This is a genomic window from Pelagibaculum spongiae (assembly GCF_003097315.1).
Lineage (GTDB): Bacteria > Pseudomonadota > Gammaproteobacteria > Enterobacterales > Pelagibaculaceae > Pelagibaculum > Pelagibaculum spongiae.
Map to the genome: position 1 here is coordinate 1,213,597 of NZ_QDDL01000001.1, position 25,844 is coordinate 1,239,440.

At 41.9% G+C, this 25,844-nt stretch carries 22 protein-coding genes; 12 read left to right on the plus strand and 10 right to left on the minus strand.

Annotation, left to right across the window (positions count from 1 at the left end; all coding sequences use genetic code 11):
- The first annotated feature begins 495 nt into the window (after positions 1-495).
- Together DC094_RS05270 and DC094_RS05275 are read left to right on the plus strand one after the other, a co-directional pair.
- Positions 496-2,046, plus strand: a complete 1,551-nt coding sequence (locus DC094_RS05270; protein ID WP_158527219.1) for an FG-GAP repeat domain-containing protein — start codon at positions 496-498, stop codon at positions 2,044-2,046.
- A complete protein-coding gene (locus tag DC094_RS05275; RefSeq protein ID WP_116686006.1) occupies positions 2,039-3,784 on the plus strand; it encodes an FG-GAP repeat domain-containing protein in 1,746 nt (581 codons plus the stop codon). The genes DC094_RS05270 and DC094_RS05275 overlap by 8 nt, the downstream gene beginning before the upstream one ends.
- 26 nt (positions 3,785-3,810) lie before the next feature.
- Here the strand turns inward: DC094_RS05275 and DC094_RS05280 are convergent, their stop codons facing one another.
- Both DC094_RS05280 and DC094_RS05285 read right to left on the minus strand, forming a co-directional pair.
- On the minus strand, positions 3,811-5,991 hold the full coding sequence (locus DC094_RS05280) for a tRNA(Met) cytidine acetyltransferase TmcA (protein WP_116686007.1): 2,181 nt from the start codon (positions 5,989-5,991) through the stop codon (positions 3,811-3,813).
- A 279-nt stretch (positions 5,992-6,270) separates the two neighbouring features.
- Positions 6,271-6,681, minus strand: coding sequence for a VOC family protein (locus DC094_RS05285; RefSeq protein ID WP_158527220.1), 411 nt, complete (start codon positions 6,679-6,681; stop codon positions 6,271-6,273).
- Between the two features lie 531 nt (positions 6,682-7,212).
- On the opposite strand from DC094_RS05285, the gene coxB reads away from it, so the two are divergent.
- Genes coxB through DC094_RS05305 form a run of 4 tightly spaced genes read left to right on the plus strand, consistent with a single transcriptional unit; the run spans position 7,213 to position 11,468 of the window.
- Complete coding sequence (gene coxB, locus DC094_RS05290; RefSeq protein ID WP_241503967.1) at positions 7,213-8,352, plus strand: cytochrome c oxidase subunit II; 1,140 nt, start codon at positions 7,213-7,215, stop codon at positions 8,350-8,352.
- An 8-nt stretch (positions 8,353-8,360) separates the two neighbouring features.
- A complete protein-coding gene (ctaD, locus tag DC094_RS05295) occupies positions 8,361-9,935 on the plus strand; it encodes a cytochrome c oxidase subunit I (RefSeq protein ID WP_116686010.1) in 1,575 nt (524 codons plus the stop codon).
- A 24-nt stretch (positions 9,936-9,959) separates the two neighbouring features.
- Positions 9,960-10,583 (plus strand): cytochrome c oxidase assembly protein, encoded by a 624-nt coding sequence (locus tag DC094_RS05300; protein WP_116686011.1) that lies wholly within the window; start codon positions 9,960-9,962, stop codon positions 10,581-10,583.
- 15 nt (positions 10,584-10,598) lie between these two features.
- The gene (locus DC094_RS05305) at positions 10,599-11,468 is read left to right on the plus strand and encodes a cytochrome c oxidase subunit 3 (RefSeq protein WP_116686012.1); all 870 of its coding nucleotides are present in this window, start codon (positions 10,599-10,601) and stop codon (positions 11,466-11,468) included.
- 111 nt (positions 11,469-11,579) lie between these two features.
- On the opposite strand, the gene DC094_RS22825 is transcribed toward DC094_RS05305, so the two are convergent.
- Complete coding sequence (locus DC094_RS22825; protein ID WP_206605569.1) at positions 11,580-11,774, minus strand: DUF2909 family protein; 195 nt, start codon at positions 11,772-11,774, stop codon at positions 11,580-11,582.
- On the opposite strand from DC094_RS22825, the gene DC094_RS05315 reads away from it, so the two are divergent.
- The 6 genes from DC094_RS05315 (at position 11,773) to DC094_RS05340 (ending at position 17,050) form a co-directional block, all read left to right on the plus strand.
- Entirely contained in the window at positions 11,773-12,636 is an 864-nt protein-coding gene (locus DC094_RS05315; protein WP_116686013.1) for an SURF1 family protein, read from the plus strand. The genes DC094_RS22825 and DC094_RS05315 overlap by 2 nt on opposite strands.
- Positions 12,637-12,649: 13 nt before the next feature.
- On the plus strand, positions 12,650-13,273 hold the full coding sequence (locus tag DC094_RS05320; RefSeq protein WP_116686014.1) for a redox-active disulfide-containing membrane protein: 624 nt from the start codon (positions 12,650-12,652) through the stop codon (positions 13,271-13,273).
- A gap of 107 nt (positions 13,274-13,380) precedes the next feature.
- Positions 13,381-14,367 carry a COX15/CtaA family protein gene (locus DC094_RS05325; RefSeq protein WP_422615580.1) on the plus strand — a complete coding sequence of 329 codons (987 nt, stop codon included), beginning with the start codon at positions 13,381-13,383 and terminating at the stop codon, positions 14,365-14,367.
- Positions 14,368-14,377: 10 nt separating this feature from the next.
- Positions 14,378-15,340 (plus strand): heme o synthase, encoded by a 963-nt coding sequence (cyoE, locus tag DC094_RS05330; protein WP_116686016.1) that lies wholly within the window; start codon positions 14,378-14,380, stop codon positions 15,338-15,340.
- Complete coding sequence (locus DC094_RS05335; protein ID WP_116686017.1) at positions 15,337-16,029, plus strand: SCO family protein; 693 nt, start codon at positions 15,337-15,339, stop codon at positions 16,027-16,029. Before cyoE ends, DC094_RS05335 begins: the two co-directional genes overlap by 4 nt.
- Before the next feature lie 196 nt (positions 16,030-16,225).
- On the plus strand, positions 16,226-17,050 hold the full coding sequence (locus DC094_RS05340; protein WP_116686018.1) for a DUF2189 domain-containing protein: 825 nt from the start codon (positions 16,226-16,228) through the stop codon (positions 17,048-17,050).
- A gap of 456 nt (positions 17,051-17,506) precedes the next feature.
- Here the strand turns inward: DC094_RS05340 and DC094_RS05345 are convergent, their stop codons facing one another.
- The 7 genes from DC094_RS05345 to DC094_RS05375 form a co-directional block, all read right to left on the minus strand.
- Positions 17,507-20,101 carry a calcium-binding protein gene (locus DC094_RS05345; RefSeq protein ID WP_116686019.1) on the minus strand — a complete coding sequence of 865 codons (2,595 nt, stop codon included), beginning with the start codon at positions 20,099-20,101 and terminating at the stop codon, positions 17,507-17,509.
- A gap of 505 nt (positions 20,102-20,606) precedes the next feature.
- Positions 20,607-21,875, minus strand: a complete 1,269-nt coding sequence (locus DC094_RS05350; RefSeq protein WP_116686020.1) for a M18 family aminopeptidase — start codon at positions 21,873-21,875, stop codon at positions 20,607-20,609.
- Between the two features lie 134 nt (positions 21,876-22,009).
- Positions 22,010-22,336 carry a nucleotidyltransferase family protein gene (locus DC094_RS05355; RefSeq protein ID WP_116686021.1) on the minus strand — a complete coding sequence of 109 codons (327 nt, stop codon included), beginning with the start codon at positions 22,334-22,336 and terminating at the stop codon, positions 22,010-22,012.
- Positions 22,336-22,752, minus strand: coding sequence for a nucleotidyltransferase substrate binding protein (locus DC094_RS05360; protein WP_206605570.1), 417 nt, complete (start codon positions 22,750-22,752; stop codon positions 22,336-22,338). Before DC094_RS05360 ends, DC094_RS05355 begins: the two co-directional genes overlap by 1 nt.
- 118 nt (positions 22,753-22,870) lie before the next feature.
- Positions 22,871-23,992, minus strand: a complete 1,122-nt coding sequence (locus DC094_RS05365) for a transposase (RefSeq protein WP_116686023.1) — start codon at positions 23,990-23,992, stop codon at positions 22,871-22,873.
- Positions 23,993-24,009: 17 nt separating this feature from the next.
- Positions 24,010-24,369 (minus strand): hypothetical protein, encoded by a 360-nt coding sequence (locus tag DC094_RS05370; protein ID WP_116686024.1) that lies wholly within the window; start codon positions 24,367-24,369, stop codon positions 24,010-24,012.
- Positions 24,370-24,514: 145 nt separating this feature from the next.
- Entirely contained in the window at positions 24,515-25,636 is a 1,122-nt protein-coding gene (locus DC094_RS05375) for a transposase (protein WP_116686025.1), read from the minus strand.
- Positions 25,637-25,844: the final 208 nt, after the last annotated feature.

Below are 25,844 nucleotides of genomic sequence, written 5' to 3' on the forward strand. Positions count from 1 at the left end.
CCAACCTCATTTGGTGGTTTGTTATATCCAAACCAGCTGACAGTCCTGAAATGTGCGCTTGGAAGTTGTTTGGGTATAAGCACCTTGAAGTCGGTAGCTAACGCTATCGACTTCACACTTTAAACAATTACTTCTACAGGTTGTAACTCTGTATTTTCGCTTATCCTTCTGCGCTCGCCTCTACCCATCGTTATACCGTTTCATTTAACTATTCATTAATTTTTTTTATTTGCGATCAGGCCGTCTAATAGCTGTAGTTAACTAGTAAATAACTACTTACAGATTGCTATGTCTATTCATTCGAAATATCTATTTTCACTTCCCCTAATACTAGCCACTAGTTTTTCTAGTCATGCGTATCAGGCAGACGTTAACCAAAGAGCAACAACACAGCTGTTGAGCTATCAACAATCATTTCAGCTATTGGTTGATGTCACTAGCAGTAATGTAACCCAGAACCGACAACTAGAGCTGCAGCTGGATTTTTCAGGCCCATTGGATGTTAACCAACTGCCAGACAACTGCCAGCAAATTAATAACCAACAAGTTGATTGTTCCATTTCATTATTCCCCCATATCGCAGCTGAAACCAGCACACTAACTATTGACCTGACAACCAATCAGCACGGTCAATTAACTACTACCGCTATCCTTTCAAATAGTAATAATCAAGATGACGATTTATCCGACAATAAGAATATCTGGATAGGTTACTCCACAGAAAAATTAAACAAACCTGCACAGTTTGGAAATACTCAAGCAATCGTTGCACATAATCCTGATCAACAAAATGGGTCAGATTTAACTATTGCTTATTTACCGTCAAGTGGCCATGGATATGGACGAACTTACTTAAATAATGGCAATGGCGTTTTATCTCTCCCCAATGATAACCGGTACTTTATTAGTGCAGTGTTAGATGGCTATGCATTAACGGTCATGAATAATGATGATCCAACGAGTGCTTCTGAATTATTTTCACACAATATTGCGAGTTCATTATATTTAATGAAAGCCGGTGCTTTATTAGAAGCGTCAACCAGAACCGGCGTTGAAAATGCAAGAATACCGGCAAACACACTTTTTTATTCCAGCATAGATCCTTACCTTCAAAAAAATAGCTCATCTGGTTTAGGCAAACCAAGAAAAATAATATTTGAAGATATTGACTCTGACCAAGGTGAGAATGCCAACACTGGATATGAACACATTTATATCTCTCGAGATAATAATGGTGCTCATTTGCTTTACTATTCCTACCCAGATTTTACTACAGTCAATCGCCCGTCAATTCAGCTTACTACTGGAACAACTTACGATGGTATTTTTGCAGATCTAAACAATGACAATCGACTGGATATTGTTCTAGCTAAAAATGGCACTAACATGTTTTGGCTGGCAGAAAATGCTGCTATAGCAAGCCGCTTTCCTAATCAAGTTGGTTTAGGATCAGCCTTGCTGAGTCGTGCAATTGCTGCAATAGACGTTGATAGGGATGGCGACTCTGATCTAATTTTTGCCGATCAAGTTCAACTGAATAATCTTCCAAGTGAGCAGTTATCTATTTATCTTAACGATGGTGCAGCAAATTTCAGCAAAAGCTCACAAATAATATTAACTTCAGAAGTTGATCAATTATTAGTTGCCGATCTCTACGGTGATGGAAATGACGTACTAATTGTCTCTCAACTAGACCAGCTCTCTCTTTATAAAAGTAGTGCACAAGGGCTGGTGTATTCTCCGCTATCTATTGAGATAAAAGCACCTTTAGTGTTAGCAGATTTTGATCAAGATGGTCTTATGGATATTGCCGGAGATCGAATCTACTTAAATACTGAAATAACAGAACCATTACCTATTGTAATTTCGTCACCGCCGATCTTGGAACCTGACCCAATAATTACAACTCCATATTCGCAATCAATTGGTAGCGGATCATTTCAAGGTTATCTTGGTATCGCTAGTCTGCTTATTCTTATCACCATTGTGCTCGTTAGAGTGAAAAAATCTAATCATTCAAAAGAAGAAATAGATACCAATGAATAAAATAAATTGTTCTTCGCTATTTGTTGTAATACTTTTAATAGCTACGCATGCTTCGGCATCGCAAGTTAGTATTTCTCAAATGCAAGATCGATTCTATTTTGATCCGAGCGAGTCTTTTACTCAAACAATTCAACTAACTACATCTAATTTTAATCAATCAGTTAATTTAGCAGTCGATGTTGAATTTTCAGGTGCGGTACAAGTTAATAACGCCCCAGATAGTTGCCAGAAATCTAGCCAAAGAAAAGCATCGAAAAAAACAGCCAACGGGGATCAACTATTAGAGCTGCAGACAACAAATTTTTCTTGTATTATTTCTCTAAAAAAACACAAAGCATCAAAGAAACACAGCTTAGTTTTTGAATTAACAACTGATGGTGCGGGGATTATTACTAGCAAGACGCTATTAAAAAACCCCAATATCGGCTCAATTACTCGAGCTAACCAATGGATTGCATTATCAGCTAACACTTATCGGCAGAAACCTCGGTTTGAAAACGCATTAACAAAGCTAGCTTTGGATGTAGATAACCAAAAAGGCCCCGATTTAGTAGTGACTCGCACTGACAGCACCGGCGTTGTTTATTTGAATGATGGACAAGGTAATTTAACCCTACCTGATGACAATCGTTATATATTTGCAACGAATCAACCGGTTACTGCTTTAGCTGAAATCAATAACGATTTTGCTAAAAGTACGCCAGAGTTACTACTTGGATTTTCTAGCACGGGTTCTTATCAAATAAGCACACAAAAGCAGCTGGATGTTGACGGAAGATTGTCAGAATTTACTCCTGCAGCATTTTTACCTGCCAACACCCCTTTTTACGAATCATTTATTGTTGATGCCAACAGTGACGGTGCTGAAACTAAAAAATGGATTAGTGCTGATGTTGACCAAGACCTTGCAGAAGGGCAAAACCTGGGGCTAGAACATTTATTTATTGCTAGTGAAGGTCGGTCATCTTGGTTGTATTATTTTTCTTACCCTCAAAATGCTGCACATTCAACATCTGCGTCTTTTCTAACGCTCGGTGATACTCGAGATGGTATCTTCCATGATATTAATGGCGACAAACGACTAGATATTATTCTGGCAAAAAAGGGCCAAAACAATATCTGGCTAGCAAAAAATAGTCCTATCGCCAATCGATTTACTGATCGACAAGACATTGGTGAAGACCTGTTAAGTACTGCAATTACCGCACTAGATGTCAACCGAGATGGATATGATGATTTAATCTTTTCTAATCAACCCAATGCTGACGCAAGTGAACAAAGCACTCATCGCACACAATGGGGGAACTTAAAAATTTACTTAAATAATGGCCAAGGATTATTTAATGTCAGCCAGCAGCAATTGTTAACCGGGTATGTTGATCAGCTTTTGGCATTAGATATTGGCGGCGACGGCTACCAAGAATTGTTAGTGGCACAGCACGGTGGCATTACCGTGTATCGAACTAGTGAAAATGGCCTGCAATTAATTCCAATTGCAGCGAAGATTCAAACGCCACTATTGATTGCTGACTTGAACCGAGATGGTTTGCCAGATTTAATTGGCAATAGCATTATTCTCAATCGCAACTGGCCTTCAGCAATGCTGGAAAACAAGCAAGCGTTAAAAATACAAGCAGGCGGTGGAGGAATTACGATTTGGCTAGGTTTATTTCTTTTATTAATAGGAAGTATATTATTTGCTTTCAAAAAGTTCAAAAACAGTAGTCACTACAATTAATCTCCTTCAATCCACTGTTATAAATATCAACTTACTGATTTCCAAAGAACTACGAGCTCGCTTTCTAGTTCATGCTCTACTTCAGCGCTGATGGTTTTTCTTAATTGCTTCAACCAGCTTTTCTTTCCAACTTTCGGCACCTGCAGATTATTTGATATGCTATTTAGCTGTTGTTGAGAAAGGCTTCCTTTTCGGAACTTATGATCCAATAACAAAGCAATTGATAATCTAGAAAGCTCGAAGCTTCTATACCCTCGACTAAAACTAATTAAATTCAACCAATCCAGAGCAAGCAAGTTTTTATCCGAATCATTAATCGATGCATTAGATAATTTAATAAGTTTATTTTGTAAATCAGTATCTAATTCAACATCACCTTTTGCTATCAACTCCGGTAGCTGACGATTGAAATAGCAAGATAAGCATTGGGTCATTTCACACGCAGCAGCAGATAATGGCAATAGCATTTGTAGCGAATGATGACCGCTAGCGGCATCTTTACTAATGCCCATTCGAATCGCTTGGTATAAATTTTTATGCCAGAAATCGACTAACGCTGCACTGGCTGCAAAGCTAGTGCCTAGCCAGTCGTAGCCATCCGCTTGCACTTTTAGTTTTTGCAATAATTGGCTACCAACATTGTGCTGCTGAAATTGTGGCAATACTGCAATACGACTAACTCTTAAACCTTTTTGCAATGGCGCGTCTTTATAACCGGCGTGAGCTGCAAGAGATTGAGCTAATAAATGCCCCCTTGGCCGTCGTTTCCCGAGCCAGATATCTTGAGCTAGTAATACAGGAAAGCCCCCTTCTTCAATTGCCAATAATACGCCGACGACCAAATGATCATATTCAGTCGCTCTTGCTAGTAGAATGGTTATTTTTGGATTGCCTAGCATCAATCGCAAATCACTTGGCTGGGTTTGGTAATGTGCCTGAACCAATAGCCCATAAGTTTGCTGCAACAGTTTTTCATCATTCACCAGCGCTTCAGCTGAAATTGCATTAATTTCAACTGCGCACTTGTCGGCAAGCTGTTTTTTAGCGGGAAAATTTAAGCTCGATGGTTCAGCATCCATTAATAACAGTTGGCTAATAAATTGCTCGGTTGGATCACCTTCCCCCCAGCGAATCGGCGCAAACATTTCTAATGTTTGCCAACCAGCACTGCTGCTAGCTGCTAGTGCAGAAAATTTGAGTGAAAATCCTCGACCGCTGCCTTCATAACCGTGAGTGGTACTGGCAAAAACAATACTTGGCCAGTGCGCCAGCATTTGCAATAACATGGGCAAAGGAATTGCAGCAGCTTCATCAACTAGCAATAAATCTGCCTTGGGTTTTTCTTGTAGCAATAAATCAGGCGCAATAAATTTCAGATTACTTTCAAGGTCTGGAGCAATTTTCGCTAGTTCTTGTTCAGCATGAAAAAAAACCTCATCTGCGGCTACGGTTCTTGGGCCAGTAACCAATACTGACTTGCCTTCAGCCAAATAACTAGCAGCAGAAATTCCCATGGCACTGGATTTCCCTCGCCCCCTGTCAGCAGTTAACATTAAGCTGCTAGTTTTTTTTTGTAGCGCTTTAATAATTGAAATAGCCGACTGCTGATCTGCAGTGGTCAGTGTTTTTCGATTCGCGCTATATTTTTTCAATCGATAAAGTTCTGCAGATAATTCAGAAATGAATGTTTTATCTGTATCAATTTTCATATCAGCTTGTCGAATATTAATCACTGATTGCTGCTGGTATTTTTTTTGAAAAAGCGCACTCACTCGTGAAAGGTATAAATCAGAAGTGGTTAATTGTTCGTCGGGCCATGAGAGTAATTTTTTACAATAGGGGTCATTAAAATTCGACCACTCTGCAAGCTTGGGCACAATAAATAACAAAACGCCGCCAGCAACCAATGTTCCAGATAAAGCGCCAATCGCATCGGGATCAAAGCCACTAAAACAATCCACCACTAACCAATGCGTTTCACGCCCTAGCCATTGATCGGTCCTTCCCTTGGCAGGAACATTTGCCAACTCAGGCGCTGAGTCAGACAACCAGACTGAGTTGTCGCTGGCTTGGCTTAATTCAGTTGCCAGCGCTCTACCCCAATCATCATCACCCTCTAGCACAATCATCAATCGATGTTGCCTACGCAAGGTGTCAGCAATGACTTGCCGCCAATTGCTCGGTGAATGTCCATCAGCACTTTCCATGGTACTTCCCAAGATATTTCCTACCAAACCCTTCACTGACTACTACGCCTTTTGCCAGAACGACTGGCATCAAAAAAATCGTCGCCATTTTAAACCGGCAACTGTCAAATAGCATCAAACTTGGCAAGTGTTTATTAGAATAATCAGAGTAGAAAGCACTTGAACACAGAATTCGCATGGAGCAATCAACGCTAAAGCATCGCTAATTATACGCGAAGCAATTTTGTATGCTGGCAATTAGAAAATAAGCGGGGTATTGAAGTGGTTTAAGTGTGCGTTCTACTGTGTAACAGCAACATTGATCATCCAAGGGATTTCGAATTGGTCATGAACCAGTGCAAAACCTTCCGACCAATCACTTTGTTCAAAAGGAATTTTAACTTCACCACCTGCTGCCAGCGCATTGAAGACCTTCCTACCTTGAGACATATCTTTTAAAGAAATCGTCAACGCAAAACCATGGTGCCCCTTATGATGCACTTCAGGATCATCCGACAGCATGATTCTACTATCTCCAATCATCAGACTTGCATGCATAATTTGTCGCTCTGCTCCTTTCGGATAACAGCTTTGATCTGGGCTATCTTCAAAGCGAACCATAAATTCTAGTCTTGCATCTAATGCTTGCTGATAAAAGGTCAATGCCTGCTCGCATTCACCACAAAATATTAAATAAGCCATTACCTGCATAAAAACTCCTAATGGCATAACATTGAATTGAGTACTAATTGCACTTGTGTTGTAACTCTAGCTGAAAATCATATCAGCATTACCTGTTCAAACATCAAATATCAAAATTGCCGACTAGTTCTTTAAGAGAACAAAAACAACTAATTGCAATAACTTACTTTGCATAAGGCTTCTGGAGCTTGCACAACTTCGAGATGTAATTTCAAGACATATTTGCGCTACCCAATTCGGAAACGCTGAGTGCAATCTACTCAAATTTATTAAATAGACCCATAAAAATAATTTTGGAAAATAACTAAACCAGTAAACCGTATTCACTAGGCTAGGCGCATTCTCACTTTAAGATAAATTCTATTTTGTGAAATTGGATATTGTTGACTATTAGTTATCCCCATCAGCAAACAACGAAATAAAAAAATGCTGATTACAGCTGGTTTCTGGTTTTCAAGATATCTCACCAAAACCTATCAACCAATCACATGCCTGCACCTGAAAAGGGCTCTTTAAATAACCATAAAGAGAATGCAGGTTATGAACGGGTATTTTATGCAACGCATTGTTCACGTTTTTATCGGACTACTGTGTATCTTTCCCTCCTTACTGCTAGCTGAATATCAGCTAGATCTTAAGCCGGGAGTAACGCCAGTCAGTCAGCAGATTTATTCTTTACACTCCACCATTTTCATTATTTGTTGTCTTATTGGCATAGTGGTTTTTGGTGTGATGTTTTATTCAATATTCCGTTATCGAAAATCTGCTGGTGCTAAAGCGGCCCATTTCCATGAAAATACGACAGTTGAAGTCATATGGACACTGGTTCCTTTAGCAATATTAATTGGAATGGCGATTCCTGCGACTAAAACACTGCTGTATATGGAAGATGCCAGCGCTTCTGACATCGATATTCAAATCACCGGCTACCAATGGAAATGGAAATATCATTACCTTGATTCCGACATCAGCTTCTTTTCTAACCTCTCAACGCCCCAAGATCAAATTAATAATAAAGCCGAAAAACAAGAGAACTATCTATTAGAAGTTGATAACCCGCTAGTCATTCCTGTTGGCAAAAAGATCCGCTTTCTATTTACTGCAGCAGATGTCATTCACTCTTGGTGGGTTCCTGCATTAGGCGTTAAAAAAGATGCCATTCCCGGTTTTATCAACGAAGCATGGGCAACCATTGAGCAGCCTGGCATTTATCGCGGCCAATGTACTGAGCTTTGCGGTGTTAACCACGGTTTTATGCCCGTTGTAATTGATGCAAGAAGTGAATCTGATTACCAAGAATGGATCGGCCAACAATTATCAGCAAAATCTGCCAGTGCCGATTCCGGTAAAAAGACTTGGACCATGGCCGATTTGATGAAACAAGGCCAACAAGTTTATGCCACCAATTGCCAAGCTTGCCACCAACCAACGGGCCAGGGCATTCCCGGGGCATTTCCAGGACTTGTCGATACACCACTGATTAAAGGCCCCATCGAGAAACATCTTGATATTGTTTACAACGGCAAAGCAGGTACCGCAATGCAAGCCTTTGGCGCTCAATTATCCGATGTCGATATTGCCGCAGTGATTACCTATGAAAGAAATGCATGGGGTAACGATACCGGAGAGATAGTACAACCTTCCGATGTTGCTCAATTTAAAGCCGCTAACACTAAGTGAGGTCGACGATGGACACTACCGCCACCGACGATAGTCATCACCATAAAATGACTGGCTTTAAACGCTGGTTGCTCACCACTAACCATAAAGATATTGGCAGCATGTATTTATGGTTCAGTTTTGCCATGTTAATAATCGGCGGCGTGCTCGCTTTGTTTATTCGTGCAGAATTGTTCCAGCCCGGTTTGCAAATAGTTCAACCAGAGTTTTTCAACCAGTTAACCACCATGCACGGGCTGATTATGGTCTTCGGTGCAGTTATGCCTGCATTTGTCGGATTAGCTAACTGGTTAATTCCAATGATGGTTGGTGCGCCTGACATGGCCTTACCAAGAATGAATAACTGGAGTTTTTGGTTATTGGTTTGCGCTTTCACCATATTGCTCAGCACCCTGGTGCTTCCAGGCCCTGCGCCTAACTTTGGTTGGACTTTTTACGCGCCGCTTTCAACTAAATATGGCCCAGCCAGTACGGATTTCTTTGTTGTATCAGTTCACTTAATGGGGATTAGTTCGATCATGGGCGCCATCAACGTGATTGCGACTATTTTGAATTTACGTGCACCTGGCATGACTATGATGAAAATGCCAATTTTTGTCTGGACCTGGTTAATTACCGCTTTCTTGTTAATTGCCGTAATGCCAGTTTTAGCTGGTGCCGTCACCATGATATTAACCGACCGACATTTTGGGACAGCATTTTTTGATGCAGCAGGCGGCGGCGACCCGGTAATGTTCCAACATATTTTCTGGTTCTTCGGCCACCCGGAAGTTTACATTATGATCTTGCCAGCATTTGGTATTGTATCTGAGATAATTCCGACTTTTAGCCGTAAAAAACTGTTTGGGTATAGCTCGATGGTTTATGCCACCAGTTCAATCGCATTATTATCATTTGTTGTCTGGGCGCACCATATGTTCACCACCGGCATGCCGGTATTTGGCGAACTATTTTTTATGTACTGCACCATGCTGATTGCAGTGCCGACCGGGGTGAAGGTTTTCAATTGGATCACCACCATGTTCCGCGGTTCACTGACCTTTGAAACGCCTATGTTGTTTGCGATTGCCTTTGTATTCTTATTTACCATTGGTGGTTTTTCAGGATTAATGTTAGCTATCGTCCCGGCTGATTTTCAATATCACGATACCTATTTCGTAGTTGCGCATTTCCATTATGTATTAGTGCCCGGTGCGGTTTTCTCGATTATGGCCGCAGTCTATTACTGGTATCCGAAATGGACTGGGCGAATGTATAACGAATTCCTTGGAAAACTTCATTTTTGGGTTTCAGCTATCGCGGTTAACGTCACTTTCTTTCCAATGCACTTTCTTGGTTTAGCTGGCATGCCCAGAAGAATTCCAGATTATGCATTGCAGTTCGCTGACTTTAATCAGATCGCCAGTATCGGTGCATTTTTCTTCGGCGGTGCCCAGTTAATATTATTGGTCAATGTATTAATCAGCATGCGCAACGGCAAAAAAGCAACCGACAAGGTTTGGGAACAACCTGAAGGCTTGGAGTGGACGATTGCATCTCCTGCGCCCTATCACAGCTTTACCACACCACCAGAAATCAAGTAGACCAGATGCGGAAACATTTACAAAATGCCACGGCCAACTGATATTTCTAACCCAATAGATTCACCACCACAGGGCAGCTTGCGGAATAAAAACCGCAAGCTGATTCTGCAGCTATTAGCATTTACCTTAGGTATGTTTGGTTTTGGCTTTGCACTAGTGCCTTTGTACGATGTGTTTTGCGATATCACTGGTATTAACGGTAAAAATTACTCGCTCGCCAGTAGCGATATAAGAGAAATAAATAAAAGCCGCCAAGTTTCGGTGCAATTCATTACCAGCCTTAATGAAGGGATGATCATTGATTTTGCACCTGACACCCGGCAAATATCAGTCTGGCCAGGTCAAGAATATCGAGTCAATTTTACTGCCATTAATAACAGCGATAAAGATATTCGATTACAGGCCGTCCCCAGTATATCTCCCGGATTAAGCGCTAGCTATTTACATAAAATTGAATGCTTCTGCTTCGAACAACAAACAATAGCGGCAGGAGAAACAGTCTCTATGCCGCTATTTTTCTTTGTCGATCCACAAATTCCAACTGATTATCATACCCTAACACTTTCATACACATTGTTTAATTTGCCGCTGCTAGATGATGAAACTAAACCATCTATTCCAGAGCAAACATTAAACAAAGAGATTTAACAAGGAATATAACTGATGAGCGATACACCTCCCAGCTATTACGTTCCCCCCCATAGCTATTGGCCGCTGGTGGGCTGTATAGGCCTAACCACATTGGCTCTTGGCGTCGTACTGTCACTGCGCGGTGGTAGCTCACTCATGCTACTAGCAGGCATCGGCATTACAATCTTTATGTTGTTTGGTTGGTTCCGTGACGTGATTCGAGAGTCCATGTCAGGCCTTTATTCTGACCAGATGGATCGCTCGTTTCGCTGGGGCATGGCATGGTTTATTTTTTCTGAAGTGATGTTTTTTGCTGCATTTTTTGGTGTGCTATTTTATGTCAGAATTTTTGCACTGCCATGGCTAGATGGTGCAAGTAATAATGTAATGACAGCAGAACTACTCTGGCCAGACTTTCAAAATATGTGGCCATTACTTACCAACCCTGACAACAGTGCTTTTAATGGCCCACAGCAGGCAATGGGCGCGTGGGGTTTACCTGCATTAAACACTGGTATTCTTCTTATATCTGGGGTGACGCTTACTGTTGCTCACTGGGGATTGATTAAAAATAATCGAACGCAACTTATTTCAGGATTATTAGCTACGGTACTACTCGGCATTGCGTTTGTTTTTTTTCAAATTCTTGAATATGGGCATGCATGGAATGATTTGGGATTAACAATAAGCTCCGGTATTTATGGTTCAACTTTTTATCTGTTGACTGGCTTTCATGGCCTGCATGTCTCTATCGGCACCATTATGTTACTAATTATTTTAATTCGTTGCATGAAGGGGCATTTTAGTAAAGAACAGCACTTTGGCTTTGAAGCAGTTGCTTGGTATTGGCACTTCGTTGACGTGGTCTGGCTACTATTATTTGTATTTGTCTATTGGATTTAAATCGATCTGAATGCTTTAGATTCTATTGGTTAGAACCACTCGCGCCATTCGACATTTTGCACTCAGCAAAAGTTTTTCTCTGATGGCGTCTGTTTTATCAAATAAGGCTTTCTAACTTACAAAATAAAGCTTCATCAATACCAGCATTAAGAACAGGCAAACAGACAAGCCAATTCTCCAGCTCAGTGCTTTAACGGTCGCTCCAGAAGCACTTTTACCGGCAACCATAATAAAAAGCGCTCGAAAAAGGCTAAACAAAATAATTAGCAGCAGCGCAACAGTCAGTATTTTAAAAAGGATATTCATGTCAAAACAGATAGCTCTGATAGATCATTTACGCAAGCCACTTTTTTGCTTGCCGCTATCTGGCTGGCAGTTACGTCCATCTGTTGGAGCAACACTTGCCGTGATTATTTTTCTGCCTTTACTGGTATTTCTTGGCAGCTGGCAGTTTGAAAAAGGCATGCTTAAAAAAGAAAGCCAAAGCAATATAGATTTTGCAAAACAAGCAGTGCCCGCCTCTTTGGAGCAGGCGCTACATAGCCCACCACCTGCAAGAATTTTATCCAAAGGTCAGTTTCTAAAAAGTTTTTTTCTGTTAGACAACCGAACCCGCGATGGCAGAGTTGGCTATGAAGTTCTAGCTATTTGGCAGGCAGAAGACGGCCCACAAGCAACCAGCTTCATTGGTAAAAAATGGCTGGTCAATATGGGCTGGATCGAAAAACCGCCGTACACCGGCAATAAGAATTCAACTTCGGCTACTGCAATTCATCAAGCAATTAAGCCCAGCATTGAATTACCAAAAAACAACCAGCTACTAGAAGCTTACACCAGAGAGTGGCCTAAAAGTTTCTTTCAACTTGGCCCTGAAACACCAGACGAAACTTGGCCTAGAATCATTCAAAATCCAAAACGCGAGTTAATCGAGCAACTCAGTGGCAACCAATTTTCTCCGATGATTTTAATGCTATCGCCCGACGCAGATTTTGGATGGCGCCGTGATTGGCAAAGAGATCAGCTGCCACCAGAACGGCATTTTGGCTATGCCGTTCAATGGTTTCTATTAGCGCTGACGCTAGTGCTACTTTGGCTTGGTACCGCCTTGAAACCAGAAAATGATGACAACCAAAATACACCTAACAGCAATCAAAATGGCAGCCATTGAGGTTTAGTTTAAGATGAATAAAAAAATACAGCTTTTATCATTAGCCTTGTTATTTTTTCTACCTTTTATTGTTGCGAGCATTTTATTTTATAGCAACATTACACCGGTTAGCGATACCAGAAACCATGGGGTTTTATTATCTCCACCACTGGCAACCGCTACTTTAATTGAAAAGCATGACCGCCAATGGAAACTGGCATTACTGCAAACAGACCTGTGCCAGCAAGCCTGTCAGCAACAGTTATTTTTGCTAAGACAAATACAAACTTCCCTCGGCAAGCATCAAGACCGGTTAGATTATCTACTGCTGTCTTCTACTGATTTAGTCACTGATAAACAAGTACTAGCGCTGCACCCAAAGTTACAACAACTTAAATTAACAGCTGTTCAAATGGCACAACTGATCGTCGATATTAACCCTGTCGAAAGCTCAATCAACTTACCTTCTCAAATGACCAATCAACAAACCGCTTATATGGTATTGATTGATCCACTGGGTAACTTGTTAATCAAATGGCCAATTTCTAACCAAGAACTACCCAAGGCTGGCGACCAAATCAATACGCCGACTCAGAAAAAAGCTAAAGGCATTCTTTCAGATATAAAGCACCTGCTTAAATTGTCGAGGATCGGCTGATGTTAGCAAACCAAACGAAGCTTTTACCCGTAAAGCTTGCGCTAAAAAAACGCAGTATTAAATCTCAACCAACTAAAACGCGACCGATACAGTTAAAAATATTACTACTGACCATATTCTTAACTTTTTGTTTAGTCATGCTCGGTGCTTACACCAGACTTTCTGATTCGGGATTAGGCTGCCCCGATTGGCCTGGCTGCTATGGAAAGCTTGTGGTACCCCACATTAATGACCTTCATTCACAAAGCCTTTATCCAGAGCAACCCATCGAACCTGCAAAGGCATGGATTGAAATGGTCCATCGTTATTTAGCTTCTTTGGTAGGGTTTTTAATTTTATTGCTAGCGATATTGACGATTAAAAAACCTACCGCAAATAAAAAATTCCCATTTGGCTTGCTGGGGTTAGTAATTTTCCAAGGATTATTAGGTATGTGGACAGTAACCCTTGGCTTGCTGCCCATCATTGTTACGGCACACCTTTTTGGCGGCTTTGCTACCTTAACTTTGTTATGGCTGTATTACCGAGATCAATACGTCACGCTAGGCATTTCAGATTTCCCCCCCGCTTTATCTCGCTTGGCAAAAATCAGTTTATTGCTGGTGATTGGGCAGATTTTCCTTGGCGGCTGGACCAGCACTAATTATGCAGCATTAATTTGTCCTGACCTGCCGATGTGTCGCGGCCAATGGTTGCCGAACACTGACTTTATTAACGGCTTTGATTTGTTTGGTGACCCGAGTAAAAATTGGCTTGGCGGTTTGCTGGACGAACCTTCTCGTACAGCGATTCATTTAAGCCATCGTTTAGGTGCCTGTATCGTCGGTGTTTGTTTGTTAACTCTTTGCTGGCAACTATTAAAATTAAAACAGCATCAATATGCGATCGCTATTTTTAGTTTTTTATTACTTCAAATCAGCCTAGGCGTTAGCAATATTTTATTTCTGCTACCGCTACCGATAGCGGTTGCTCACAATGGCATTGCCGCCTTGCTATTAATTAGCGTCGCCGATTTATATTGGTTTAGTCGCCAATTCCAATCTGTCTCTCAACTGAAAACCTTACCGATCAGCCGTCAGCTTTCATTGAATTAAAGGTGAACTCATGAGTCAAGAACTGCTTTCAGCTCAATCAACCGCCGGTGATCAGAGCGCTGCAACCGATATACCGATCAAAACTATTTCCGAACAATCCGTGCAAACAGCCAGTTGGAAAGACTACCTGGAACTATGTAAACCCAAGGTCGTGTTGCTGATGCTGATTACTCAATGGGTAGGCATTTTATTGGCTCCCGTTTCGGCCAGCTTTATGCTGATTAGCTGCTCACTATTGGGGGTTGGTTTATCTGCCGGTGCAGCTGCGGCATTTAATCATTTAGCTGATTATCGAATTGACGCCAAAATGAATCGCACTAAAAAAAGACCTTTGGTAAAAAAATCTCTGGCGGCACATCAGGTTTTAATTTTTGCCAGTCTACTAGGTTTCACTGGCTTAACTTTACTATGGCTGACAGTTAATCCTTTAACTTCCATATTAACTTTTTTCAGCTTGATTGGTTACGCACTGGTTTACACATTGTATTTAAAAAGAGCAACGCCGCAAAACATTGTCATTGGTGGCTTGGCTGGTGCAGCACCACCGCTACTAGGCTGGAGCTCGGTGACCAATAGTATTGATGGCGGTGCGCTTTTATTAGTACTGATTATTTTTACTTGGACACCGCCCCATTTTTGGGCACTGGCGATTTATCGAAAAGATGAATATGCCAAAGCCGGCATACCCATGTTACCTGTAACGCATGGCGTGCCTTACACCAAACTTATGCTGTTACTTTATACCTTGCTCTTAGTGCCTATTAGTTTGTTGCCATGGCTTAGCGGAATGTCTGGCTTACTATATCTTTCAGGTGCGGTTCCATTAGTTATGCATTATTTATATTCCAGTTGGAAATTATTTAAAGAAGCCGACCCACTAGAAGAAAGAAAACAGGCAATTAAATCATTTCGCTATTCGATTATTTGGCTATTTGCCATATTCATTTTGCTGATTGGAGATCGCATGTTATGAAAAAAATAAAAATATCACTGTTATCCGTTGCAAGTTTATCCATCGCCATGCTGATGGGCTGTGAACCGGGACAACATGCGCAAACTGACCACGGCGAGCACAGCACGACTACATCGAGCAAACCGATGGATCATAGCAAGCATAATATGACCGGCAACAATACCGCACCAGATGCCATGCTCAGCTATGCCCGGCCAACGCCAGATTTCAGCTTGACCGACCAAAGCGGCCAGCTACAAAATCAATCGATGTTAAAAGGCCAATGGCAAATACTATTTTTTGGATTTACCAGTTGCCCAGCTGTTTGCCCAGAAACCCTAGCAACCCTACAAGCTGCTAATCATAAAATGGCAGGGGAACTACCCAAAGTAGTTTTGATTAGTGTTGATCCTGAAACCGATACGCCTGCGCAGCTCAAAGCTTATCTTTCAAACTATCAAATTCAGTCAACTGGGTTAACTGGTCCTATTGAGCAAATTCGTCAGTTTTCCCACGCTTTATTTTTGCCTTTATCTAAACAAGCCAACCCACAGCACGGTGGATTGGATCATTCGGGCAAAGTCGTGGTAGTCAATCCAAATGCAGAAGTGGTCGCTTATTTGGAAGGAAGACAACCAGTAGATCAGTTTGCCGATAAGCTAGGGAAAATACTGGCTCAACATACTGGCAAAGCCCACAAAAAAATCTAGAGTTAAATAAAGATTGCCCTCCGTATTCAATCAAACTGAGGGCTTCTTTACTGACATAACAGTCATTTTATCGAACCACCACAGGCTGGCTTTTATCAGTTTCACCCGCCTGACTCGCCAAACAAATGGATTTGTTGATTCATTTTTTAATTAGCACCTCAAAAAGTTGGGGGCTAAATCGGTAAGGAAATTAACCATGGGTAAAACAGCCGATATGCCACAAAGCAAGCAATCTTCAATTGAAGCTTCGCCGCAGTCTACTTCTAGCCGACTTCCCGATCCGGCAGACATTACACTCGATGCCCCTTGGCATTGGTTAGCAATGGGTTGGCAAGATTTCCGTAAAGCCGGCTACGCCAGTTTTGCTTACGGCGTGATGATGGTTTGCATTAGCTGGTTAGTCACACTAGTTGCTATTCGTTTAGAACAGGTACATTTGATCTTGCCAATGGCCGCAGGTTTTTTCTTGATGGCCCCATTACTCGGTGGTGTGGCTTATGACATTAGTCGTCAGCTAGAAACTCGCGACAAAGTATCACTACCTAGTGCCATCGGCTCTTGGAAAAGAAATCCAATCCATGTTGCAGCAATAGGCTTAATCATGATGCTGTTTATGATGGCCTGGATGCGAATTGCCATGGTGATGTTTGCTTTGTCATTCACCTTTGAGCATGTCACTTTCGAAACCTTTTTTGATGTGTTGCTTACCTCAAAGAACAGTATTCCTTTCTTATTAATTGGTAGCGGTTTAGGTGCAGTACTAGCCTTATTAGTTTTTGCACTCACTGCCATTTCAATTCCGATGTTATTAGATAGAGAAACCGATGCATTTTCTGCCATCATCACCAGCTTTAAAGTGGTCGGTAATAACTTCGCCGCTATGATGTTATGGGCAGGATTAATTGTGTTTTTATTGGCCATCGGCATTATGACCTTTTACATCGGCCTTGCAGTTATTCTGCCATGGCTGGGCCATGCAACTTGGCATGCTTATCGGCAAACTGTGCCTAAAACCGAATAGGCAGTTTTATATGAAATCCCCAGTGCGTACTGGGGATTTTTTTGTTGGTAGATTCTCAAAACCTGCTAGGCATAATTTTTTTTCGAGAATGGAAAAAACGCATTAACCGCTGCTATTAATTGCTTGCCCGCGTAGGTTGCACGGAGCGCTATGCGCGACCTGCAACTTTCGAGGCTTTCGGTGAACCCCCAGCAAGCAATATATCGGGTTATCAATAGATACATCAACCAGGTCTAAAATCTGCAGTCTAAAATCTGCCAGGCATAATTTTCTTTATAAAGCACAAAAAAAACCATCTGAATTTATAAGTTCCGGTCTAAAATCTGCGGTCTAAAATCTGCCAGGCATAATTCTCTTTACCAGGCATAATTTTCTTTATAAAGCACAAAAAAAACCATCTGAATTTATAAGTTCAGATGGTTAGTTTTTACTTAACAAATAATGGGGAGCTGTTATTTAAATCCAATAATCCAGGTTATAACCATTTAAGGTGATATCTTCTGATGCTAAGTCTGTCCAAATAGTGACAAACTTCTCGCCTTTACAGAAAACAAAGCTATTCAGACCATCTGCACTATCCAGCCCCATTGCTGAAAGCTCTTCAGTTCCTAGTTCAGTTTTATTAGCTTGCTGGTTTGAAGCAACGCCCCAACGGCCACCGGTAAGGTTCAAAGCATCGTGGTCATCATTACCTAGTAGCGCAACGAAGGCGTCAAAGTCAGTTTGATCACCTTGGGCCGATGCGTCTGATTCATCATAGATTTCATTTAATTTAACCGTTATCTGCTGATCAGAACCAACTGCGCCTTTTACTGCTTCAACTCCAGTCATTGCATTACCGGTCATATCAATTGAGGCATCACTATTAGCAACTAATACATCAAAATCAGCACCGCCAGCATAGACATTATCTGCTTGCAGAGCCTCAAACATCCAACCATAATCAGCCCAGCCCTCCCATTCACTCCAGTCTTCCCAGCCTGAATCATCACTACTTTGTTGGTTTTCAAAATCAACCGAGTCATAAACCAGCGTATCGTTACCAGAACCACCGCTTAGCGTATCGGCACCATTACCACCGGCCAGTAGATCATTACCGCTGCCGCCTTGTAATTGGTCTTGGCCATTGCCACCAAACAGCCGGTCATTACCTTCGCCACCCATCAGCATGTCTGCGCCGTCACCGCCGTCTAACAAATCATCACCGGCACCGCCGTCTAGCATTTCACTGTAACCAGATACTTCAATGTCGATAATCACGTCATTGAAGTCGTTATCACCACCGCCAAATAAATCTTCCCAAGCGCCATCTCGCATATGGTTAATGCCATCAGCATTCATAGAAGCATCTGAATAGAAAATACTAGTGCCATATTGGCCGCATATTGCATTGCCGTTAGCGTCATTGACGACATAATTACCCTGTTCATTTTGTGATATCGAAACAGATTCACCATCACAAACACCGCTTCGGCCGCCGTTAGGTACTAAGAAAAATCCTAATTGACCGCCTTCAGGGACTTCATCAATTGAAATGTCGAGTGTTTCACCCCAATGGTTTTTTACATTACCCCAAACAACTTCACCCTGCATATTGCCGTCAGAATCTTTAACGAAATAACCAATACTATTGTTATACCAAGCAGAGGTGTAATCCATCGACACTGATAGCTGTAAACCTTTTACACCGCCAATGTCATATAAACCATCGTTATTGCTATCGGTAATATTAAAATCACTCGATGCACCACCAAACAATTTATCATTACCTTCACCGCCAGATAATTGATCATTACCCTCACCGGCAAAGCCTGCCACTTCAACTGAAGTTACAAAATAATCGCTATTATCACCGACCGCTTGATTATCAACGGCACTCATTACCAAGGTATCAAATGCCTGAAAACCAGTGTTTCCAGCATTAATCGCTAAATAACTTGAGCCATCAGCATTCTGCTGTAAATCATTGGAGGTAAAACTACCATTAGCAATTAATACGCCGTCATTCCAAGCTTCCCAAGCACCCATTTCATTGGCGCCAGCTTCATCATTAAATAAATTTGAAATGCCCACTTTGGCTGCTAATGCATCACCCTGTAGATCTATCTGCATTTTTTCACTGACGCCCGAATTCATATCTATGCCAATTTGGGCATCGACTAGCGATGGCGCACCTTCAACACCATATGCTTGCGAACCATCTGGCTGAGTGATGCTGGTAATATTGGATGGCTGTAAATCACCATTGGCATCTGGAGAAAAACCAGTTAATGCAGAAGATAAATCAACTGATTCAAATGCAAAGCCAAAATCATCACCAAAAATCAAGTCATTGCCCTGCTGGCCATCGACCACATCATCTCCATTACCAGCAAAAATATTATCATTAAAACCGCTACCGCCAGCTGCCTGATTCACCGCAACATTATCAATAATCGCACCATAGCCATCTTCTTCACCGATCGCTCTAAAGCTAATCTCGTGGCTACCTACCCCCAGCTCAACCTCTAACTGGTAACTTTGCCAATCAGAAGAATCGGGTGTTCCGGTAAATACCACTTCACCGTCAACCAACACTTCATAACCGGCTGTTGTGTAATCAGCTGAATCACCGGTTCTGGCCGATGCTTCAAAAGTAACTCTTACCATTCCGGCATTAGTAACATTGAATACTTGCGCCACTGTTGAGTTGGTAGGGAAAATTGGCTCATGCAGTGAATCTAATTCGAGTACGCTATTGCCAGTGGCATTATCAATTCCCGTCACTTCACCTTGGTGAATTTCCATTACTGGATCGGCATTCCAACCCGCTAGGTTGGTAAAAATACCACTACCATCTTCTTCTAAGCCATTATCTTCAAAATCACCGTTAATTAGCAGGTTATCGGTGCTATAACCGCCACCTTGGCTCCCATCACCCAGAATTTGGTCATCACCATCACCTGATTTAATAAAATCACTACCGGCATAACCGGTTATTTGGTCATCACCATCGCTGCCATTAATGACATCATTGCCATCCGTGCCGTCAATTACATTTATGTCTGTCATAACTCCATCCTCTGGATTTTTGTTGTTCCCTGTTTTCCCTAACGATCAGCATTTCCCTATCAATAAATGCTTACGCCACCGCAACCTGGCAATACCAGCGTCTAATTAAATTTTAGTTATTAAATAGCTATCTAAATACGAACAAAGATGAGCTGAGTCTCGGCTCCCCGGACATAAAGACCAACTAACACAGTGGGATATTGCAAGAGGATTATTATTAAAGCCTGACAGAGCGGTATTGGCAGAATTTGTAACTCGATAAAATGATTTGGAAGATCCAAAGGCCAATCAATCAGTGGTGCGCATGATAAAAAATATCAGCGGCAGTTTATTGACTAGCGGTAACTGCACAATAAAAAAGTAAAAATTTAATGTGCGTTGGATCACATTAAACTTTCAATTATTGCCAGGCATAAATTGATTTATAAAAACCACCAGCCATAAAAAAAGCGCAGCCATTGCTGCGCTTTTTAGATTCATTACAGTTCTTAAACTGCAAAATATTTTATGCGAAGAAAACTTTAAGCGCTTTCACCATGCTCACAACATCTTCAACGGCACAGGTTTCACGCACCGAGTGCATAGCAAACTGAGGCATGCCAACATCTAGCACCGGCAAACCTAGCTCGCCTTCAGTTAACGGGCCAATCGTACTGCCACAACCCATGTCGGTTCTTGCAACAAAAGTTTGCACCGGCACTTGTGCTTTTTCACACAGCTGTCGGAACTGAGCACTGGTAATGCTGGTGGTTGCATAGCGGTGGTTGGCATTAATCTTAATTACCGGGCCACCGCCCATGGTAGGCAAGTGATTGCCATCATGCTTGCTGGCGAAATTAGGGTGTACCGCATGGGCATTATCAGCTGAGATTAACAGTGAATCTGGCAAGCAGCGTTCTAACATTTCACGCCCACCAACAATGCGCTCCAGCACACTACGCAAAAATGGCCCCTGAGCACCGCAAGCACTTTGGCTGCCAATTTCTTCATGGTCATTACACACTAACATCACCGGCTGAGACCCATCAGATTCCAGCAATGCCGTTAAGCCTGCATGACAACTTAATAAGTTATCCAATCTGGCAGATGCTAAAAATTCTTGGTTGAAACCCACCAATGCCGGCGGCTGAACATCATAGGCACAGATTTCAAAATCGAGCACCTTTTCAGCCTGGTCACCTTGTGCCAAAAGTAAATCTTTCAACATACTTCTAAAGTCAGGCTTGTCGCTAGCTGTCATTAGAATTGGTGGTATATCGGTTTGCGGATTAATCGTACGGTTTTTATTGGCTTCCCGGTCGAGGTGAATCGCCAATGATGGAATCATTGCAACCGGCTTTTTAAAATCAACCAAAGAGTGCTGCAGCTGCCCTTGGTTATCTTGCCAGCTCACCCGACCTGCCAATGATAAATCCCGGTCAAACCATGGATTTAACAAAGCACCGCCGTAAACTTCAACCCCTAACTGGAAGTAGCCATTTTTCAGCAGTTCCGGTTCTGGCTTCACCTTCAGGCAAGGGCTATCGGTATGGGCACCGACTAACTTCCAAGGCGTAGGCCAGCTGTTATTACCGGTTTTAAAGGCAATAATTGAAGAGTCATTGCGAGTGATATAACAAGCATCGCCAGGCTTTAGTGCCCATTCATCACGCTCATTCAACGGGCGAAAGCCTGCCGCGTCTAGGCGCTTGGTCAACTCGAGCGTTGCATGAAATGGCGTTGGGGAGCTTTCGAGGTAAGTAAGCAAGTCTTGCACTGCAGCTTGTGAATTCATTCAGCTAATGTCCTTTTAAAATTACCTGCCAATGATACCTTTCAATAGGGATCTTTCAAAACTGGTGCTTTGAAGCTCTTTCAAAATCTGCCAGGCATAATTTTATTTATGTGAGAAAGCCATCTAGCAAAAATTTAATTACTCCAAAGCACAATATATTTTTTTAAGATATTTTCTCTAAACTGCTCTGGTATTCTTTGCCACGCTAGAACTTGAACAATAATCGGAATATTGGAATCACTTAACGCTTCAGTAAAATCCGTTAAGGCACTGTTATTCAATACGTCACTCTTTGGGCTATTAGCATCAGGTAAATGCACCACTAAATCTAAGTCACTGGTATTATGAGAAGTACCCTTCACTCGACTGCCATAAACCCATATTTGACTGCCTGTGGGCAGCGCTTCATTAGCTAACCTGCAAATTGCCTGGCGGTCCATATCTCGTAAATCCAACGCCATTATTCAGATACTCGCTGTTGATCAACTGCGACAGCTAAAGCACGTGCATCAATAATAAAGTCGGCTAGTAGCTCTAAAGTGGTTTCTGCGAACTTTTTACCGCTATCACTTTCAAAACCATGCGCCGTATTATTGCGATTATCTTGATAAAGCAACCATCGCTCCGCTTGCTCTAATGTCAGAAAATCATGATGTGCTGCATAACGAAAAACTTCCTTGGATACCAATCGATCGACTGCCTTTGGACTGTGCATATAATCTTTCAAACACTTAGGCAGCAATTTACCCGACTGCTCAAGAATAATCTCAAACTCTTTCACACAGGCCGAGCGGTACATTTCATATTCAATGCTTTCAGTAGTAGCACCTTGCAACATACCATACGCTTTATCTAGCGTATCAATGCAACGATTCAAAAAATGGGTATCAATAGCCAGAGCGACTCACAAGTGACAACAAACCTAACCAATGGGCTCAATTGTAACTGCTTATAGCAAAGAGTTCACTGCGCTCAAATATGACCGGAATGTTTGCCTATGGATTCTTAAACAATCGATCTGAACCCGAACCGCCCACCCAAAATTGTTTCAACTGAACCGCATGCTTTCTTAGCGATGCCAAACAACCTACTGCCCGGTGGAACTTATTACCGCCTTGGCCCATGGTTTGAATCCAAACGGCTTGGTCAATATTCAACCGTTCAATAATCGACGGCAAAGAAGCATCCATTGCAGCTTTTCCTGAACGAATAATTCGTGCAGTTTGATCAACTAGTATTAAATAATCTTGATAAGAGAAAGGAATATTTTCTTGCAGCGGGTCTTTGCTTTTAAATGGCTTTAATTTAGGTTTAATAGCTAAATTAGCTTTGGAAGTTTCACTTGATATTACTTCAATATCGGCATCAGTCGGTTTTTTCCCAACCTTAGTATTGCGAAGAATTCGTTGTTGGATTGAAGTATAATCTGACTGCTCTGGCGTTTTCGCTATACCTGCGCGCAGCGGGTTTAAATCAACATAAGCCATACAAGTTAAAATGGCTTGTTCGTCTAACAAAGCCTGGGCTTTAAAGCGCCCTTCCCAAAAATGCCCTGTGCATTTATCTTCTTTATTCGCCATTCTGGCTAATGGTTCATTCAGGCTGCGCATAAACCAACTTAAATCGACCAACCGCTGGCGATATTCATCAACAAAACTTTCAACATATTGCAATTCTAACGGCATTAAATTGTCACCATCTAAATAGCGGCGAACCATTTCAGGGCCTTGGTACACCTTGCACCAACGGCGCAAAACCTCATCACTACTCCAGCTGTTAGCTTTTTCTAAATTAACGCACAGCACTAAATGGTAATGGTTACTCATTACGGCATAACTAGCAATTTCAATAGAAAAGGCATCTGCCAGTAGTGCCAAACGCTTAACAATCCAGTCTCGGCGGTGCTCAAAGCTTTCACCGGTATCTGGGTCAACACCGCACAGCCACGCCTTGCGACATACCCTACTCACGCAGTGGAACCAATGGCAAAACTGAGGATTCATTCCCACCCGACGCGGCCCAACCTTGGCAATCTCAACCGTGTCGGTATAACGACGGCCAAAATCAAACGGGCTATCAGAAAGAGGTTGAACAGAATTAAAATGGTGACCTGTCATAGCACCGCATACCTACGCTATTGAAGTTTAGGTAGCATATAAAACAAAAACCCCGCTGTGAAATTAAAAGAATTAATTCGCAGTGGGGTTTCATCAATCAATTTATGCCTGGCAGGTTTTGTTTTGAGTAGTGCCAAACGCTTAACAATCCAATCTCGGCGGTGCTCAAAGCTTTCACCGGTATCTGGGTCAACACCACACAGCCACGCCTTGCGACATACCCTACTCATGCAGTGGAACCAATGGCAAAACTGAGGATTCATTCCCACCCGACGTGGCCCAACCTTGGCAATTTCAACCGTATCGGTATAGCGACGGCCAAAATCAAAGGTCTGATCAGAATGAGGTTTAGCAGAATTAAAATGGTGACCTGTCATAGCACTGCAAACCTACGCTATTGAAGTTTAGGTAGCATATAAAACAAAAACCCCGCTGTGAAATTAAAATAATTAATTCGCAGCAGGGCTTTATAAATCAATTTATGCCTGGCAGGTTTTGTTGAAATATGACCGGAATGTTTGCCTATGGATTCTTAAACAATCGATCTGAACCCGAACCGCCCACCCAAAATTGTTTCAACTGAACCGCATGCTTTCTTAGCGATGCCAAACATCCTACTGCCCGGTGGAACTTATTACCGCCTTGGCCCATGGTTTGGATCCAAACGGTTTGGTCAATATTCAACCGTTCAATAATCGGCGGTAAAGTATTATCCATTGCAGCCTTTCCTGAACGAATAATTCGTGCAGTTTGATCAACTAGTATTAAATAATCTTGATAAGAGAAAGGAATATTTTCTTGCAGCGGGTCTTTGCTTTTAAATGGCTTTAATTTAGGTTTAATAGCTAAGTTAGCTTTGGAAGTTTCATTTGATATTACTTCAATATCGGCATCAGCTGGTTTTTTCCCAACCTTAGTATTGCGAAGAATTCGTTGTTGGATTGAAGTATAATCTGACTGCTCTGGCGTTTTCGCCATACCTGCGCGCAGCGGGTTTAAATCAACATAAGCCATACAAGTTAAAATGGCTTGTTCGTCTAACAAAGCCTGGGCTTTAAAGCGCCCTTCCCAAAAATGCCCAGTGCATTTATCTTCTTTATTCGCCATTCTTGCTAGTGGTTCATTCAGGCTGCGCATAAACCAACTTAAATCGACCAACCGCTGGCGATATTCATCAACAAAACTTTCAACATATTGCAATTCTAACGGCATTAAATTGTCACCCTCTAAATAGCGGCGAACCATTTCAGGGCCTTGGTACACCTTGCACCAACGGCGCAAAACCTCATCACTACTCCAGCTGTTAGCTTTTTCTAAATTAACGCACAGCACTAAATGGTAATGGTTACTCATTACGGCATAACTGGCAATTTCAATAGAAAAAGCATCTGCCAGCAATGCCAAACGCTTAACAATCCAGTCTCGGCGGTGCTCAAAGCTTTCACCGGTATCTGGGTCAACACCGCACAGCCACGCCTTGCGACATACCCTACTCACGCAGTGGAACCAATGGCAAAACTGAGGATTCATTCCAACACGACGTGGCCCAACCTTGGCAATTTCAACCGTGTCGGTATAACGACGGCCAAAATCAAACGGGCTATCAGAAAGAGGTTGAACAGAATTAAAATGGTGACCTGTCATAGCACTGCATACCTACGCTATTGAAGTTTAGGTAGCATATAAAACAAAAAACCCGCTGTGAAATTAAAAGAATTAATTCGCAGCGGGGCTTTATAAATCAATTTATGCCTGGCAGGTTTTGTTTATTCGCAGCGGAGCTTTATAAATCAATTTATGCCTGGCAGGTTTTGTTTTCTCGGTATAACGACGACCAAAATCAAAGGTCTGA